At 67.9% G+C, this 15516-nt stretch carries 13 protein-coding genes; 8 read left to right on the top strand and 5 right to left on the bottom strand.

From position 1 onward, the window contains the following. The first annotated feature begins 15 nt into the window (after positions 1-15). The 7 genes from ABLE92_RS21770 (at position 16) to ABLE92_RS21740 (ending at position 10315) form a co-directional block, all read left to right on the top strand. Positions 16-1107: a catalase family protein gene (locus ABLE92_RS21770; RefSeq protein ID WP_348806911.1), complete on the top strand. Its 1092-nt coding sequence runs from the start codon at positions 16-18 to the stop codon at positions 1105-1107. A gap of 119 nt (positions 1108-1226) precedes the next feature. Further along, on the top strand, positions 1227-3836 hold the full coding sequence (locus ABLE92_RS21765; RefSeq protein WP_348806883.1) for a LuxR C-terminal-related transcriptional regulator: 2610 nt from the start codon (positions 1227-1229) through the stop codon (positions 3834-3836). A 102-nt stretch (positions 3837-3938) separates the two neighbouring features. Beyond that, positions 3939-4343 (top strand): VOC family protein, encoded by a 405-nt coding sequence (locus ABLE92_RS21760; protein WP_348806882.1) that lies wholly within the window; start codon positions 3939-3941, stop codon positions 4341-4343. Between the two features lie 29 nt (positions 4344-4372). Next, a complete protein-coding gene (locus ABLE92_RS21755) occupies positions 4373-5020 on the top strand; it encodes a dihydrofolate reductase family protein (protein ID WP_348806881.1) in 648 nt (215 codons plus the stop codon). Between the two features lie 24 nt (positions 5021-5044). Next, positions 5045-6271 carry an NAD(P)/FAD-dependent oxidoreductase gene (locus ABLE92_RS21750; protein ID WP_348806880.1) on the top strand — a complete coding sequence of 409 codons (1227 nt, stop codon included), beginning with the start codon at positions 5045-5047 and terminating at the stop codon, positions 6269-6271. A 456-nt stretch (positions 6272-6727) separates the two neighbouring features. After that, entirely contained in the window at positions 6728-8947 is a 2220-nt protein-coding gene (locus tag ABLE92_RS21745) for a 6-phosphofructokinase (protein WP_348806879.1), read from the top strand. Positions 8948-9208: 261 nt separating this feature from the next. Continuing rightward, entirely contained in the window at positions 9209-10315 is a 1107-nt protein-coding gene (locus ABLE92_RS21740; protein WP_348806878.1) for a YihY/virulence factor BrkB family protein, read from the top strand. A gap of 15 nt (positions 10316-10330) precedes the next feature. Here ABLE92_RS21740 and ABLE92_RS21735 read toward each other — a convergent pair whose 3' ends face one another. Further along, complete coding sequence (locus ABLE92_RS21735; RefSeq protein ID WP_348806877.1) at positions 10331-11338, bottom strand: DUF8017 domain-containing protein; 1008 nt, start codon at positions 11336-11338, stop codon at positions 10331-10333. Positions 11339-11481: 143 nt separating this feature from the next. On the opposite strand from ABLE92_RS21735, the gene ABLE92_RS21730 reads away from it, so the two are divergent. Beyond that, the gene (locus ABLE92_RS21730; RefSeq protein ID WP_348806876.1) at positions 11482-13104 is read left to right on the top strand and encodes a long-chain fatty acid--CoA ligase; all 1623 of its coding nucleotides are present in this window, start codon (positions 11482-11484) and stop codon (positions 13102-13104) included. Between the two features lie 4 nt (positions 13105-13108). On the opposite strand, the gene ABLE92_RS21725 is transcribed toward ABLE92_RS21730, so the two are convergent. From ABLE92_RS21725 to ABLE92_RS21710, 4 genes are read right to left on the bottom strand one after another with little or no spacing between them, the layout of a single operon-like run. Beyond that, positions 13109-13540 (bottom strand): MaoC family dehydratase, encoded by a 432-nt coding sequence (locus ABLE92_RS21725; RefSeq protein WP_348806875.1) that lies wholly within the window; start codon positions 13538-13540, stop codon positions 13109-13111. Next, positions 13537-13941, bottom strand: a complete 405-nt coding sequence (locus ABLE92_RS21720; protein ID WP_348806874.1) for a hotdog family protein — start codon at positions 13939-13941, stop codon at positions 13537-13539. The genes ABLE92_RS21725 and ABLE92_RS21720 overlap by 4 nt, the downstream gene beginning before the upstream one ends. 49 nt (positions 13942-13990) lie before the next feature. Next, positions 13991-14650, bottom strand: coding sequence for a DUF7379 domain-containing protein (locus tag ABLE92_RS21715; RefSeq protein ID WP_496560837.1), 660 nt, complete (start codon positions 14648-14650; stop codon positions 13991-13993). A 23-nt stretch (positions 14651-14673) separates the two neighbouring features. Next, the gene (locus tag ABLE92_RS21710) at positions 14674-15516 is read right to left on the bottom strand and encodes a DUF7379 domain-containing protein (protein ID WP_348806872.1); all 843 of its coding nucleotides are present in this window, start codon (positions 15514-15516) and stop codon (positions 14674-14676) included.

Raw genomic sequence — 15516 nt, 5'->3', positions numbered from 1 at the left:
GCGGAGACCCCCGCGATGCCGACCACCCCGACCCCCGTCGTCTTCGTCCCGGAGATGGAACAACCCCGCGAGGACGAGGAGCGTGACATCGAGCGGATCGTCCGCGCGCTGCACGGCAACAACGAATACGCCTTCCGGAAGTACAAGTGCGGCGTCCGCGACGCGCACGCGAAGAGCCATGGCATTCTGCGCGGCACTCTCGAGGTGCTTCCCGACCTGCCCAACGAACTCGCGCAGGGCGTCTTCGCCACCCCGCGCAAGTACCCGGTCATCTCGCGCCTGTCGAGTACGTCGGGCGCCATCCGCAGCGATCAGGTTCAGGGTGTGCGGGGGCTCGGAATGAAGCTCGTCGGCGTGGACCCGAATGCTCCGCGTGCACTGCCGGACGACACCGCCACCACCCAGGACTTCATCATGGTCACCCACGAGGAGTTCCTGTTCGCCGACGCGCACAAGTACAGCCGGCTCGGAATGGTCACGGCGGTGACCCTGGCACGGCTGCCGGACCCGGTCCTGAAGGGGCTCAGCACCGCACTCGGCGTTGTCGGAGGCCGGCGTCTTCCCGAGACCCTCGCGGTGTTCGTTCGGCCGAACACACACATCCTGGGCGACGAGTTCTACACATCCGCCCCGCAGCTGCACGGCCCGTACATCGCGAAGCTGCGGTGTGTGCCCGCCTCACCGGAGGTCCGTGCGCTGATGGGTCAGCCGGTCGACGACCGCCCGGGCATCAACGCCTTCCGCGAGATGGTCATCGACTTCTTCGCCAACCACAGTGCCGACTACCGGCTCGAGGTGCAGTTGTGCACGAATATCGACACGATGCCGATCGAGGACGCCACCGCCCACTGGAATCAGGTCGAATCCCCATACATCCCGGTGGCGACGATCCACTATCCCGTCCAGGACCCCTACACCCCGGAGCGGCGGGCATTCGGCGACGACGTGCTGTCCTACAACTCCTGGAACGGACTGGCCGCCCACCGTCCGCTGGGATCGATCAACCGGCTCAAGAAGCGGGTGTACGAGGCGTCGAGCAACTTCCGTCATCAGGTCAATAACGCGCCGCGGTTCGAGCCGGCGACCGAGTCCGACCTGCCCGAATGACCGTCGCCGTTCCCCGTGACGACCCGGACGACCGACCTCGCCCGGGTGCTGCCGGCCCGCCCACATATCGCGGCAAACGCCAGCACGGCCGCCCCTCGCGGACCCTATACTCAAGCCCCATGGGCGGCCGTTGGCAGCTGCTCGGTCGGCCCACCGAGCAGCACACCATCCGATCGGCTCTGACCAGTGCCGACGGGAGTGGGGTCGTACTCATCGGTGCCGCCGGGGTGGGCAAGACGACTTTGGCCCGCACCGTCTCGGCCGACCTCGGCGGACCGGTCCTGTGGGCCGCGTGCACCGAATCGTCGAAGGCCATCCCGTTGGGGGCGTTCGCCCCGTGGGTCGAGCAGACGGGATCGCGTGATCCGGTGGCCGCGCTCGGCGCCGCACGGCAATCTCTTGTGGCGCAACCGGATACGGTTCTGGGTATCGACGATGCGCACCTGCTCGACCAGCTCTCGGCGACTCTGCTGCATCAACTCGCGGTGGAACGGGCCGCGCGGATCATCGTGACCGTGCGGTCCGGTGAGGCGGTACCCGACGCCATCACCTCGCTCTGGAAGGATGGTTACCTCACGCGGATCGAGCTGGAGCCGTTGCGCAAGGACGAGTGCACGTCGCTGGTGGAGAAGGTCCTCGGCGGGACCCTCGAGGGACTCAGCGCCGACGTCATGTGGGAGTCGTCGAACGGCAATCCGCTGTTCCTGCGCAACATGGTCGAGGGTGCGTTGGACGCCGGAAACCTCGCCGAGGTCAACGGCGTCTGGCAACTACGCGGCCCTACCGCGGTCCCCTCGGGGCTGGTGGCGCTGCTCGACGACCGCATCGATGCCGCGGGCGATCACGTCGTCGACGCGCTGAAACTCCTTGCGCTGTCCGAACCCCTCGACATCGACACCCTCATCTCACTGTCGAGCGAGGACGCCGTCGACACCGCGGAGGTCCGTGGTCTGATCCGCATCACCCGCGACGGTGTGGTGGAGAATGCGCGGTTCGCCCACCCGCTCTACGGCGATGTGATCAGGCGGCGCATCGGGACGATCGCCGGTCGACGCCTCCGCGCCCGGATCGTCGAGGTTCTGCGCGAACGGCCGACCGGCACGGCCGCCGACCGGATCCGCCTGGCGCGACTGTGCGTCGACGGTGGCCACCAGCTCGACGTCAAGCTGCTGATCTCGGCCGCGAAGGATGCGGTGGCGCTGACCAATCTTCCTCTGGGAGAACGCCTTGCGCGAGCTGCGACCGAGAACGGCGGAGGTCTGCGCGCCGTGGACGTGCTGTCGAGGGCCCTCCTGTGGCAGGGCAAGATCGTCGAGGCCAACGAGGTGCTCGCCGCCTTCGACCCGGACACCCTCGATGAACTCGAACTCGTCCAGTGGGGCGTGCCGCGCATCAGCCTGTTGTTCTGGTCGCTCGGCGACGTCGACCAGAGCGCGCGCCTGCTCGATCTGCTGCGGTCGAGGGTGCGGTATCCGGCGCTGTGCTTGATGGTCGAGGCGACCGGATCGGCGATGGCGGTGCACGCCAACCGGATCGCGGAGGGTATCGACAGCGCCGAACGGGTGCTGGCCGACCCGGAATCCCCCGGGCAGGCAGTCGATTTCGCGGCCTTCGCGGCGGGACTGGCGATGCCGGTCGCCGGCCGTGGCCGCGATTTCGAGGCGATCGCCGATCGGTGCCGTCCCGAACACAAGGCCACCGACGGCATGATCAAGGTGATGGTGCGCTACGGCGACGTGCTGGCCCTGGCCACCACCGGCCGCATCGACCTCGCCGAGCAACGGGCGATCGAGTACGCCGAATTCTCCAACGCAGGCCAATTCGTCGGGTGGGCGATAGCGAAGATCATGGCCGGCCTCGTCTCCTGTTATCGGGGGTCTTTCCGGGAGGCGATCGGTGCACTCGAACAAGCGCTGGCAGCACTCAACGCCGACAACTCGCTGCCGTGGAAACTCCCGGCGCGACTGCTACTGGCACGTGCCTACGCGGCACTGGGTGCGGTGGGCGACGCCGACCGGGTGCTCACCGAGGCCGACGAGCATGTGGGTCCGCACGAAGCGATCCACGATCCGCAACGGTTGATCTCCCGCGCCTGGCTGGCCGCCGCACGCGGTGGGGAACGAACCGCCATCGAATTCGCGCACGGCGCAGCCGATCTCGCGCACGAGGTCGGTCAGTACGCCGTCGAGGCGGAAGCCCTGCATCACGCGGCGCGCTTCGGTGATCGCACCATGGCCGAACGACTCGTGCAGGTTGCGCCCCGGGTGCAGGGAGTGCTCGCGCCGTTGTTCGCACGCCACGCGGTGGCGGTCGCCGACGCCGACCCCGACGCGCTCGACGACGTCAGTCACGCCTTCGAGCAGGCCGGACTGCTGTTGTCGGCGGCCGACGCCGCGGCGCAGGCGGTGTCGCTGCATGACCGGGCCGGGCATCGGCGGCAGAGCACCGAGTCCAGCGCCCGGGCACTGCTGCTGTCCAGGAGGTGTGATGGCGCGACGACCCCGGCCACCAGAACGGCCGCGCGGCCATTGCCGGTCACACCGCGTGAACGCGAGATCGCGGCGCTGGTGTCACAGGGCCTGAGCAATCGTGAGATCGCCGATCGCCTGACGGTGTCGGTCCGCACCGTCGAGGGACACGTGTACCGGGCGTGTATCAAACTCGATGTCGCCGATCGTGACGAACTGGCCCGCATCGTGTGGCGGGGCGACAAGCGGGGTGTCGGGTAGCTGGTGTGTGGAGCGGCTGCGCGGCGATGACTTTCCGATTGCCTCGTGGTCTGTACTGCGACGGTGTCGGACGGCAGACATCGCAGACCTCAGGAGTGAATCGTGCACACCACCATCTTCGTCAATCTTCCGGTGGCCGACGTGGCGCGCTCGCGTGCCTTCTTCGGTGAACTCGGATACTCCTTCAACGAGAACTTCTCCGACGGCAGGGCGATCTCTGTCGTCCTCGGGGACAACATGGTGGCAATGCTGCTGCAGCGGGACTTCTTCGACACGTTTCACCCCGTCCACACGGCCGATGCGACCGTGACAAAGGAGTGCGTTGTCTGCCTTGACGCCGACAGTCGTACGTCTGTCGACGAGTTGGTCGACGCGGCCATCGCCGCGGGGGCCACGCCCGGCGACACCGAGGATCACGGCTTCATGTACGGGCGCAGCTACAGTGATCTCGATGGTCACTCGTGGCAGATCATGTGGATGGATTCGGCTGCGACACAGTCAGAGTGATACCTCGTAGCGAGAGAAAGGACGCCACCATGACGCGTGTCCGCGTCGACATGTTCACCTCGCTCGACGGCCGCACCGCCACCGCCGGCCTCTCCCCGGACGATCCGATGGGTGCGGACTGGGGGCGGCTGACCGCGGCGTACTCGGCGACGCGCACATTCCACGAGCGGGTCTTCGGCGACACCGGCGGCGCCGGCACAACCGGCGTCGACGATGCGTACGCTGCAGCGCATTTCGAGGGGATCGGTGCCGAGATCATGGGTGCGGCGATGTTCGGGCTCCATACGTTTCCCGACGATCCGGCCTGGCAGGGCTGGTGGGGTGACGAACCGCCGTTCGGCACCCCGGTCTACGTGCTCACCCACAGTGCGCCCCGGGCATCGATCCCGATGACCGGCGGCACCACATTCCACTTCCGCAGTGGCGCCATCGACGACGTACTGGCCGAGGCGTCGGCAGCCGCCGACGGTGCCGACGTCCGCGTCGGCGGAGGCGTGGAGACCATCCGGGAGTTCCTGCGGGCCGGCCTCGTCGACGAGCTCCATCTGATGGTCGCCCCAATCGTGCTGGGCCGCGGAACCCGGCTGTGGGATGAGCTGCCCGCGCTCGACGTGACCCACACGGTGACGACCGAGGTGGCCGAGAGCGGCACCATCCACCTCTCGTTCACCCGGTAAGACACCACGTTCTACCGTGGGACCATGACCATCAACACCGATCAGCGGGTCGTCATCATCGGCGCGGGACACGGCGGTGCCGGACTGGCCGCGCTGCTGCGTCAGTCCGGCTTCACCGGGTCGATCACCATGATCGGCGATGAAGCGCACCTCCCCTATCACCGGCCGCCGCTGTCGAAGAAGTTCGACGCGCCGTCGGTGCAGCAGTTGCTGCGGCCGGCCGAGTTCTACACCGACAACCGGATCGACATCCGCACCCGGTCACGAGCCGTTCAGATCCGTGCGGCCGGCAAGACGGTGATCCTCGCCGACGGCACCGAGATCGGGTACGACACGCTGGTCCTGGCGACCGGATCGCACCCGCGCGCACTGCCGGGCACACCGGAGGGAACCACCTCGGTGATGACGTTGCGGACCCTCGATGACGCGGACACGCTCAACCGGTCGCTCGCCCGTGGCGGCGAACTCGCGATCGTCGGCGGCGGCTACGTGGGCATGGAGGTCGCAGCTGTCGCCCGCAGCCGCGGCCTGCACGTGACGGTCATCGAACGGGAGGAGCGCATCCTCGCCCGCGTCGCCAGCCGCGAACTTTCGGCGATGCTCACCGACTACCACCGTGAGCGGGGAACGACGATCATCACCGGGCGCTCGGTGTCGGACCTGCGGATCGAGGGCTCCGAGGTGACCGGGGTCAACCTGGACGACGGCAGCGTCGTCGAGTGCCGCACGCTGCTGGTCGGAATCGGTGCCGCCCCCGACGAGGTACTGCCCCGAACGGCGGGTCTGGAGTACGACGACGGAGTGATCACCGACGAATACGGACGGACCAGCAACCCCGACATCTTCGCCATCGGCGACCTGGCGCGGCGCCCGGTCGCCGGGCATCACGGTCTGCGGCGCCTCGAATCCATCCCTGCCGCAACCGAACACGCCCGGCACGCGGTGGCGGCGATCCTCGGTCAGGATCCCGAGGAGCATGAGGTGCCGTGGTTCTGGTCGGATCAGTTCGATCTCAAACTCAAGATCGCCGGACTGACGACACCAGATGTCCGGGTGATCACCCGCGCGACGCCGGGCAAGAACGCGGTCTCGTTCTTCCACATCCAACCGGCGGGCAACGTCGTCGCGGTGGAGGCCGTCAACGCCCCCGCCGATTTCAACGGGGGTAAGAAGCTCATCCGCAGAGGCGCGCACGTCGACCCCGACGCGCTGGCGGATCCGTCGGTCAAGATGCGGGACCTGACCGCCTGATCCGATAGGGCATCGGACAGGGCGCATGCCGCCCCTCGGGGTCAACCTCGGCGTGGGAATTCGGGCGGTGATCCTGTTGTGGTCGGTCGTGGCGTTCGTCCGGCCCCGCTGCGCAGGCCCGTGCGGGTGATGTGCGGCGCCACGGGCGAATCGTGCGCCGACGAACCACGCGCCGGCGACACGCGGGCGACCCTGCGTGCGTCCGAAAGTCCGGGCGACGAACGAGTGAGCCAGTGACGCTGCAGAATCCGCTCCCGCCGACGGCGGCGTAGGCCGCCCTGCGCGACAGACCGGCGCGAATCGGTTGCGGGGTGGATGCCGGACGGCAATGCTCATAGCCGAAGACCCGCAATCACAGAGCCGTCAGAACGCGAGGACACGGGGTGCCCATGACAATCAGAGACTCACTGACGATCAGCGACTCACGCGAGGGCCGGCCGACGGCGGGTTCGCGACATGTCTGAGCTCTGCTCCGCGCCGACGAGCATCGGCGTCCTCACCAGTGGCGGCGACGCCTCCGGGATGAACCCGGCGGTCCGGGCCGTGATCCGGACCGCGCTGCATCACGGCATCGACGCCTATGCCGTTCACGAGGGATACCAGGGTCTGGTCCACGGTGGCGAGTTCATCCGGCGGATGGAGAACGCCGACACCGACGGCATCCTGGCCAAGGGTGGCACCGAGATCGGTACCGCGCGCTCGCAGGAGTTCCGCACCCGTGAGGGGCGCCGCGCGGCCGCCCACAACATGCTCCAGCGCGGCATCGACGCGTTGGTGGTCATCGGCGGCGACGGAAGTCTCACCGGTGCCAACATGTTTCGGGCGGAATGGGCGGAGCTGCTCGATGAGCTCGTCACCTCCGGTGAGATCTCCGCCGACGTCGCCGGCGCGCATCCCTTCCTGCGTCTGGTGGGCCTGGTCGGCTCCATCGACAACGACATGTCCGGCACCGACATGACCATCGGCGCCGACACGGCACTGCACCGCATCGTCGAGGCGATGGACGCCCTGCGCAGCACGGCCTCGAGTCACCAGCGCTCGTTCGTCGTCGAGGTGATGGGGCGCAACTGCGGGTACCTCGCGCTGATGGCCTCCCTGGCCACCGCTGCCAACTGGGTGCTGATCCCCGAGCAGCCGCCGGCCGACGGGTGGGCCGACCGGATGTGCCGCGACATCCGGACCGGTCGGCAGATCGGCCGACGCCAGTCGGTCGTCGTCGTCGCCGAGGGAGCCCAGGACCGCGACGGCAACCCGATCACCGCCGAACAGATCAGGAAACTCCTCGAGGACGAACTCGGCGAGGACACCCGCATCACCACGCTGGGCCACGTGCAGCGTGGCGGTGCGCCGAGCGCCTTCGACCGCTATCTCGCGACGCGGCTGGGATACGCCGCCGTTGAGCGACTCCTCGCCGATGAACCGCACGCCCCCGCGCAACTGGTCGGTCTTCGCGGCAACCGTGTGGTCACCTCCCCGCTGATGGAATGCGTGGAACAGACACGCGCGGTCGCCGACCGGATCAAGTCAAACGACTACGACGGTGCGATGTTGTTGCGCGGCGGCAGTTTTCGCCATTCCCACCGCATCCTTCAGACGATGCAGCAGGCCGCTGCGCGACCCACCCAGGCGGGCCGTCGACGCTTCCGGCTGGCCATCGTCCACGGTGGCGGACCGGCACCCGGAATGAACACCGCGGTGCGTGCGGCGGTCCGGCTCGGTCTGGACCGCGGCTACAGCGTCCTCGCGGTGCGCAACGGCTTCCGCGGGCTGCGGCGTGGTCATGTCCAGGAGATGGGCTGGATGGACGTCAGTGGCTGGGTGTCCGACGGTGGCGCCGAACTCGGCACCAATCGCTACGTGCCCGAGGGCGACGCGATCGGGCAGATCGCCGAGCAGATCGCCGCCCATCGCATCGACGGTCTGCTGGTGGCCGGCGGCTGGGCGGGCTACCAATCGGCCTACGAACTCCACCGTCATCGACAGCAGTTCTCGGCCCTCGACATCCCGATCGTGTGTCTGCCGATGACGATCAACAACGACGTCCCCGGAACCGAACTCAGCATCGGCAGCGACACCGCGCTGAACAGCATCGTCTCCGACGTCGACAAGATCCGGCAGGCCGCGGTCGCCACCCGCCGGGTGGCCGTTGTCGAGGTGATGGGCCGCGACAGCGGTTATCTGGCGTTGCTGTCGGGAATCGCGTCGGGTGCCGAGCGGATCTACATGCCCGAGGACGGCATCACCATCGACGACCTGACCGCCGACATTCATTCGATGGCCGAGGGCTTCCGGTCGGGACGGCGATTCGGTCTGATCATCCGCAGCGAGGGTGCCGACTCGGTGTACAACACCTGGTTCATCACGTCACTGTTCGAGAAGGAGGGCGGTGAACTGTTCGACGCGCGGCAGGCGGTGCTGGGCCACGTTCAGGAGGGTGGGGATCCGTCGCCCTTCGATCGCATTCACGCCACCAGCCTGACCGCGCGGTGCGTCGAATTCCTCTCCGAACAGCTCGAGTCGGGAGGGCGGTCGAGCGCCATGATCGGATTCCAGTCCGGCAGGCTGCAATTCACCGACCTCACCTCCTACCCCGCTCTCATCGAGACCGATGCCATGCGACCCATCGAACAACGCTGGATGGAGAGCAAGAACCTGGCGCGGATCATGCGGCGGTGAGGCGGTAGATCCACAACCTGATGCGATCGAGTTGCCGACCAGCGGGGTGGAGACCGCCTCCGTCGGGGTTGTCGCCCTGCTGCTGATCTGCGGGGGGTTGGTGGCCAAGCGTGGAGTTGTTCGAACGCACCCGAGGTCGAGCGGCACCGCCGACGGCCGACCGTGGCCACGTAGAATCCGCAGTGCGTTGACCAGCACGCACGTGGATGGCAGGGGCCGCGGCCACCGGGGCCACCCCGGTTCGAGGAGAAGGTGGCGTCGATGTCGATGGCAGATCGTGTCGACGGTTTTCAGCGTCGACACCCATGGAGTGGGTTCCCACTGGGCGTCGCCTACAAGTTCTTCGACGATCAGGGTGGGTACCTGGCCGCGCTGATCACCTACTACGGCTTCATCTCGCTGTTCCCACTTCTGCTGGTCTTCACCTCCATCCTCGGCTTCGTCCTCGAAGACGATCCGGAACTTCAGGCGCGCATCGTCGACTCGGCGCTGTCGCAGATTCCGGTGGTCGGTGATCAACTCGGCGACACCGGGCACCTCGGTGGCAGTGCCACCGCGGTGATCATCGGTGTGGTGAGCGCCGTCTACGGTGCGCTCGGGGTGTCGGTGGCGATCCAGAATGCGATGAATGTCATCTGGGCGGTGCCACGCAACGATCGGCCCGATCCGATCCGAGTGCGGATCCGAGGTGCGATGCTGCTGTCGACGGTCGGACTCGCGGTCATCGGCCTGACCGTGCTCAACGGCGTGACCGCAACTCTCGACCTCGGTGGGAGCGGTCTTTTCCTGGCGGTCATCGGTCCGGTGATCCTCTACGCCGCGGTCTTTGTCGTGGGGTTCCGGTTCGGTACCGCCCGGCACGTGAGTGTCCGCGACGTTCTGCCCGGAGCCCTCATCGCCGCACTCGGATGGCAACTGATGCAGACCTTCGGCGCGGTGTACGTACAGCGGGTGATCGCCCGGGCCAGTGCCATCAACGGCGTCTTCGCCGTCGTCCTGGGTCTGCTCGCATTTCTCTACATCACCGCGGTGATGGTGGTGATCTGTCTGGAACTCAACACGGTGTGGGTCGACAAACTGTATCCGCGATCCTTGCTGACCCCGTTCACCGACAACGTCATCCTGATGCCCGGTGACGAGGCAGCCTACTCGGCGCAGGCTCGAGCCCAGCGCAGCAAGGGTTTTCAGGCGATCGACGTGACATTCGACAACCCGGCCGAGTCTTCGGGTTCCGATGGGCAGGGCTCAGATGGGCAGGGCTCCGATGCGCCGGGTGGGGCTGCGCGGGACGGGGCCGAACCCGATGCGGCCGGCCATGCCGGACGACACGAACAGGGGCGTCCACCACGACTGCCCGGGACGACCTGAGGGACCGACGGTCGATCACGAGCTGCGACGGAGCGTGCCCACCATCGTGTCGATCAGGGACGGATCGGCGGCATCGGGTCCACCCTGCGGAAGTGAGATGACGAAGAGCACGGTGCCGGACTGGCCGGGGACCGTGGTCGCCACCATGCTGTGGATCGCGGTCGGACCCACGCACGACGAGGTCTCGATCCCGGTGACCGTCGCGACGATCTGAACCGCCGGTGCACCCGAGACGGTGAATGGGCGCGGCTCGCTCAACGTGACGGTCGGTACCACCCCGGAGTCGGAGCTGTAGATGTCGGCGACGAGCGCTGCCTCGTCGGTGACCGCCGTGGTGATGTCGTCGGTGTTCGAGGCCGCCGGAGTTCCGGACAGGCCCGCCGAGTTGTTGGGGCACCGCGGGACCTCCAACTCGGCCGCACCACCCATCGTCCTGATCGCGCAGTAGCCGAACGGCCCGTCGTCGCAGCGCTTTTCCCAGCCGACGAGGGTGCCGCAGCCCAGCACCTGCCAGTTGCCCGGGACGTCGTAGGACAGACCACGCTTGCCGGCCACGGGCTGCCATCCCGTCGGTGTCGCCGCCGTGGTGACCGCTCCCGGGCACGTCGCCGGTGGCGGTGTGGCGGTCACGGGCGGCGGTGTACTCACCGTGACCGAGGTGGCGGGTGACGAGGACGCGGCCGGTGCGGCGTGCCCGCCCGTACCGCTGAACAGGTGGACGGCGACCACACCCACCCCGACGATCGCCGCAATGACCAGAACGAGGACTCCGATGATGACCGCCAGGGCCTTCCCGCTCCCACCGGGTGGACCGCCGCCCGACGATCCGCCACCAGCGGCCTCCGGCCAGGCGAACTGCGGTGGCGGTGCGACACCGTATCCCGGTGGCTGCCAAGCGGGCTCGGGCGGGATCGGTTGACCCGGCGGGGTCGGGGTCCATTCCGGATTCCCTCGGTCCGGTTGCTCGCCCGGTGTCGGATGGCTCATCGATTCCCCCGAGGTCGCCGTTGATGGATGCGTCACGCTATCACCGCGGGGTGCGGTGCGACCTCCCGCCCGATGTCCGTTTCGGAGGATTCGGCCTCGTCGTCGGGCGGCGGATGGGACCCTGTGATGGCCGTTTGCGAGAATGCGGTTGAGCGGATCGAGGATCGAGGAGTGATCAGATGTTGAGCACCATGCAAGACGTCCCATTGTCCATTGCCCAGTTGCTCCGTCACGGAAGCAGCGTGCACGGGACGGCCGAGGTCGTCACCTGGACCGGTGAGGGGGCCCGTCGCCGCAGTTACGCCGATGTCGGTCGCCGATGCGCTGCGCTGGCGCACGCGCTGCGGGGTCTCGGGGTCAACGGGGACGAGCGGGTCGCCACCTTCATGTGGAACAACGCCGAACACCTCGAGGCCTATCTGGCCGTTCCGGCGATGGGGGCGGTACTGCACACGCTCAACATCCGGCTGTTCCCCGAGCAACTGGTCCACGTCGCCAATCACGCCGAGGATCACGTCGTCATCGTCGACCCGACGCTGCTACCGCTGCTCAATCCGCAACTGTCGCAGCTGACCACCGTCAAGCACATCATCGTCACCGGTGATTCCACGGACGGCGTCGACGCACCCGAGGGAGTGCAGATCCACTCGTATGAGGCGCTGATCGCCGACCAGCCGACCGACTTCGACTGGCCCGAGGTCGACGAACGTTCGGCGGCCGCGATGTGCTACACCTCCGGGACCACGGGCGACCCGAAAGGTGTTGCGTACTCCCATCGTTCGATCTACCTGCACTCCATGCAGGTGTGCATGACCGACGGTCCGGCCCTCAAGCAGGGTGACCGCGCCCTCGCGGTGGTCCCCCAGTTCCACGCGATGTCGTGGGGGTTGCCGTACGCGGCGTTCATGATCGGCGCGTCGCTGATCATGCCGGATCGTTTCCTGCAGCCCGAGCCGCTGGCCGCGCTGATCGCCGCGGAGCAGCCGACGTTCGCCGCAGCCGTTCCGACGATCTGGCAGGGCCTGCACCAATACCTGGAGCAGCATCCGCAGGACATCTCCTGCATGCACGACGTCCTCATCGGCGGTTCGGCCGTGCCGCCGTCGCTCATGCACACCTTCGAGGAGGATCACGGCGTTCAGGTGCTGCACGCCTGGGGTATGACCGAGACCTCACCGCTCGGGTCGGTGGCCCGGCCGCCGGCCGGCAGCGAGGGCAAGGAACGCTGGGCCTACCGCTACACCCAGGGACGGTTCCCCGCCTCGGTGCAGGCACGTCTCGTCGACGACCTCGGTGAGCCGGTACCCAGTGACGGCAAGAGCATCGGCGAGCTCGAGGTGCGCGGACCGTGGATCACCGGCTCCTACTACGGCGTGGATGCGCCGGAGAAGTTCCAGGACGGCTGGTTGCGCACCGGCGACGTCGGCACCATCACCCCCGACGGCTACCTCACCCTCACCGACCGCACCAAGGACATCATCAAGTCCGGCGGCGAGTGGATCTCGTCGGTGGATCTGGAGAACGCGGTCATGGGTCATCCCGACGTCATCGAGGCGGCCGTCATCGGCGTGCCCGATCCCAAATGGGACGAGCGGCCGCTGGTGGCCGTCGTGCTGCGCGAGGGTTCCGACGCCACCCCCGACTCGTTGCGAGAGTTCTTGTCCGACAAGGTCGCCAAGTGGCAGCTGCCGGAGCAGTGGACCCTCGTCAACGAGGTGCCCAAGACCAGCGTCGGCAAATTCGACAAGAAGCGTCTGCGGTCGCAGTTCCACGACGGCGGGCTCTCGGTCACGCACTTGTGACCGATCAACGGCCGGACGGCTCGTAGGCGATCCTGATCGGACGCAGGATCGCCTGCGCCCGTCCGTCCGTATCGGCCACCGTGGCGGACGCGGCGATGAGCCCGGGACTCTTCCGGTGGCCGGTGAGGTGCAGCTCCACCGGGGCATCTCCGAGATACACCGGTCGGACAAAGCGCGTGTCGCATCCGGTGATCCGGGCGCCGTGGTCGGCAGCCCACCGCTCCGCGTGACGCATCACGATGGCCAGGATGAGGTAGCCGTGTGCGATGGGTGCGGGTAGCCCCGCCGCACGGGCCGCGTCGTCGGACAGGTGGATCGCGTTGCCATCGCCGGAGACCTCCGCGTAGCGGGCCACCCGGTCCCGGGTGATGGGCTCGATCGCCTCCCACAGCGGCTCCGCGTCGGAGGGTTCGGGCGTCGTGGTGTCCCCCGTCATCGGCCGGCCCCATCGTCGTCGTCACGGAAGGTCAAGGTGGCCAACGATTCCGCGATCGTCTCCGCGGTGGCGGCAAGGATCTCGCCGCGCACCCGGGTCGAGACGGCGCCGGCCCGCCGCCGCACCGACTCGATGGTCAGGCGCCCGCCGAGAACGTCGCCGGAGCGTGGTGGACGGTGTACCCGAAGCGATTCCGCGGTGAGGACGAGGCCGTCGGCCGGGACCGCGCCCGCCACTATCGCCTCTCGCGCGAGGATCGCCATGATCTGATGGATGACCGGCATCCCCGACGGTGCCGTGCCGTGGCCGACAACCTCGGCGAAGTCGGCCAGCAGGGTGTCGGTGACGCCGAGGGGTTCCGGTGTGGTGAACACCATGCCCTCGGCGAGGGTATACGGCATGGCCCATGGTATCGCCACGGCATCGGCGATGTGGGTGGGATGTGCCGACTCAGTGGGTGTCGCGTTCCAACCACGAACGCAGTCGCGCGACGACGTCGGCGTCGGCGAAGTAGGTGAGGTGGTTGATGCCGGTGATCGGCGGCAGATGGAAGGTCTCCGGCAGCGGGGTGTTGTCCACCATGCTCATCGATCGCACACCGACAGCGAGGTCGTTGGTCTCTCCGACGTCGCGGCTCGTGAAGGCGGCGTCGGCGAGGGTGTCGAGGGCGGTCCAGAACGCGAGTTCGGGCCCCGAGAACGGTGGATCCGCTTGGAATGGTTCGAAATCCGTGGTGACGGAGAACAGCGTGGCGCCGGTCGACGCGGACGGGCCGTTCAGCTCGGCGAGGTAGGGGCTGTCGGGGGCCATCGCCGCAAGGCCCGGGATGGCGGGGCCTGAGTTACCGGCACTGACGACGGCCTTGATCATCTCGGCGATCGGACGACATCCGTCGGGTGCGTCGTCCGCCGGTGGGTGGCCGGTTGCGGTGCTGGGGCCCACGCTGAAACCGTGGCCGGCGACGAGGTTGGTGAACAGATCGATGAGCAGCCGCCACCAGTCGGGATTGCCCAGTGGCGTACCGGCATTCGGGCCGCCGACCATGATGAGCGTGCGAACCCGGACGCGGTCCGCAGGTGTCGCCACGCTCTCCAACAGGCTCCGGGTCACCAACGACCCGCGGCTGTGGGCGATCACGTCCAGGACGATGTCCTCGTACCCGAGTCCCTGAGGGCGGCCAGCAATTCCACGGCATTGACCTTCGGGTCCACGCTGAGAGTGCGGTGATCGAAGCCGAGCACCAGGTGGTAGCGGGACATGCAGTCATTCAGAAAGGCTGTGCCCGCGTCGAATTCGGTGAGCGAGCGGAAGGTGAACCGCGTCGTCACGAAGATTCCGTGGACCAGCAGCAGGATTCGGGTCGGTTGACCGTCTGGTGGTGGCGGTACCTTCCCCAGTGTCGGCCAATCGGGATCGTGTGCCGAGTTGACGTGCACCAGGCGGGTTCTGGTGAACAACGACTCGGCGATCGTCACGACACCGCCGATCGCCGAGCTCAGCGGGAACCGGAAGACGGAGCACGACAGCACTTCCGATGCGCGCCCCACCGTGGTGGCCGATCCTGCCGATGCGGTGCGTGCACGTGGGGCCGGTAGCTCGAAGGTCAGGGTGCGTGAGGCGCCGTCGCCGTTGGACGGGGTGATCCAGCGCAGAACGCCACCGTCGTCGATCAGCACGGCCGCACTCTGCCCTTCACCGACGGTGACGTCGACGTGGGGTCCGGCGGCGGGTTCGCGCGCGGCCGGGGTCGAGGGTCGCCCGCGGGCCACCGCGGGCTCGGCCACCGCGGTGGTCGCGGACGGGCCGATGCGTGCGTGATACATCGACTGCCAACCACCGAGCCGGGCGAAGGATGTCGCCGATGGTGCACCGGGACCGGCGACGGTCTCGGGATCATCGCCCGGCCCGAATCGGGCGAGCGGGCCGAGCAGGACCAGGTCCGGCGGCAGGTGGAAAACCGGTTCGTCCTCGGGCAT

Source organism: Gordonia oleivorans, from assembly GCF_040044975.1.
Lineage (GTDB): Bacteria > Actinomycetota > Actinomycetes > Mycobacteriales > Mycobacteriaceae > Gordonia > Gordonia oleivorans.
The sequence above is the reverse complement of the archived record's forward strand: the minus strand, read 5'-3'. Positions and strand labels throughout refer to the sequence as shown.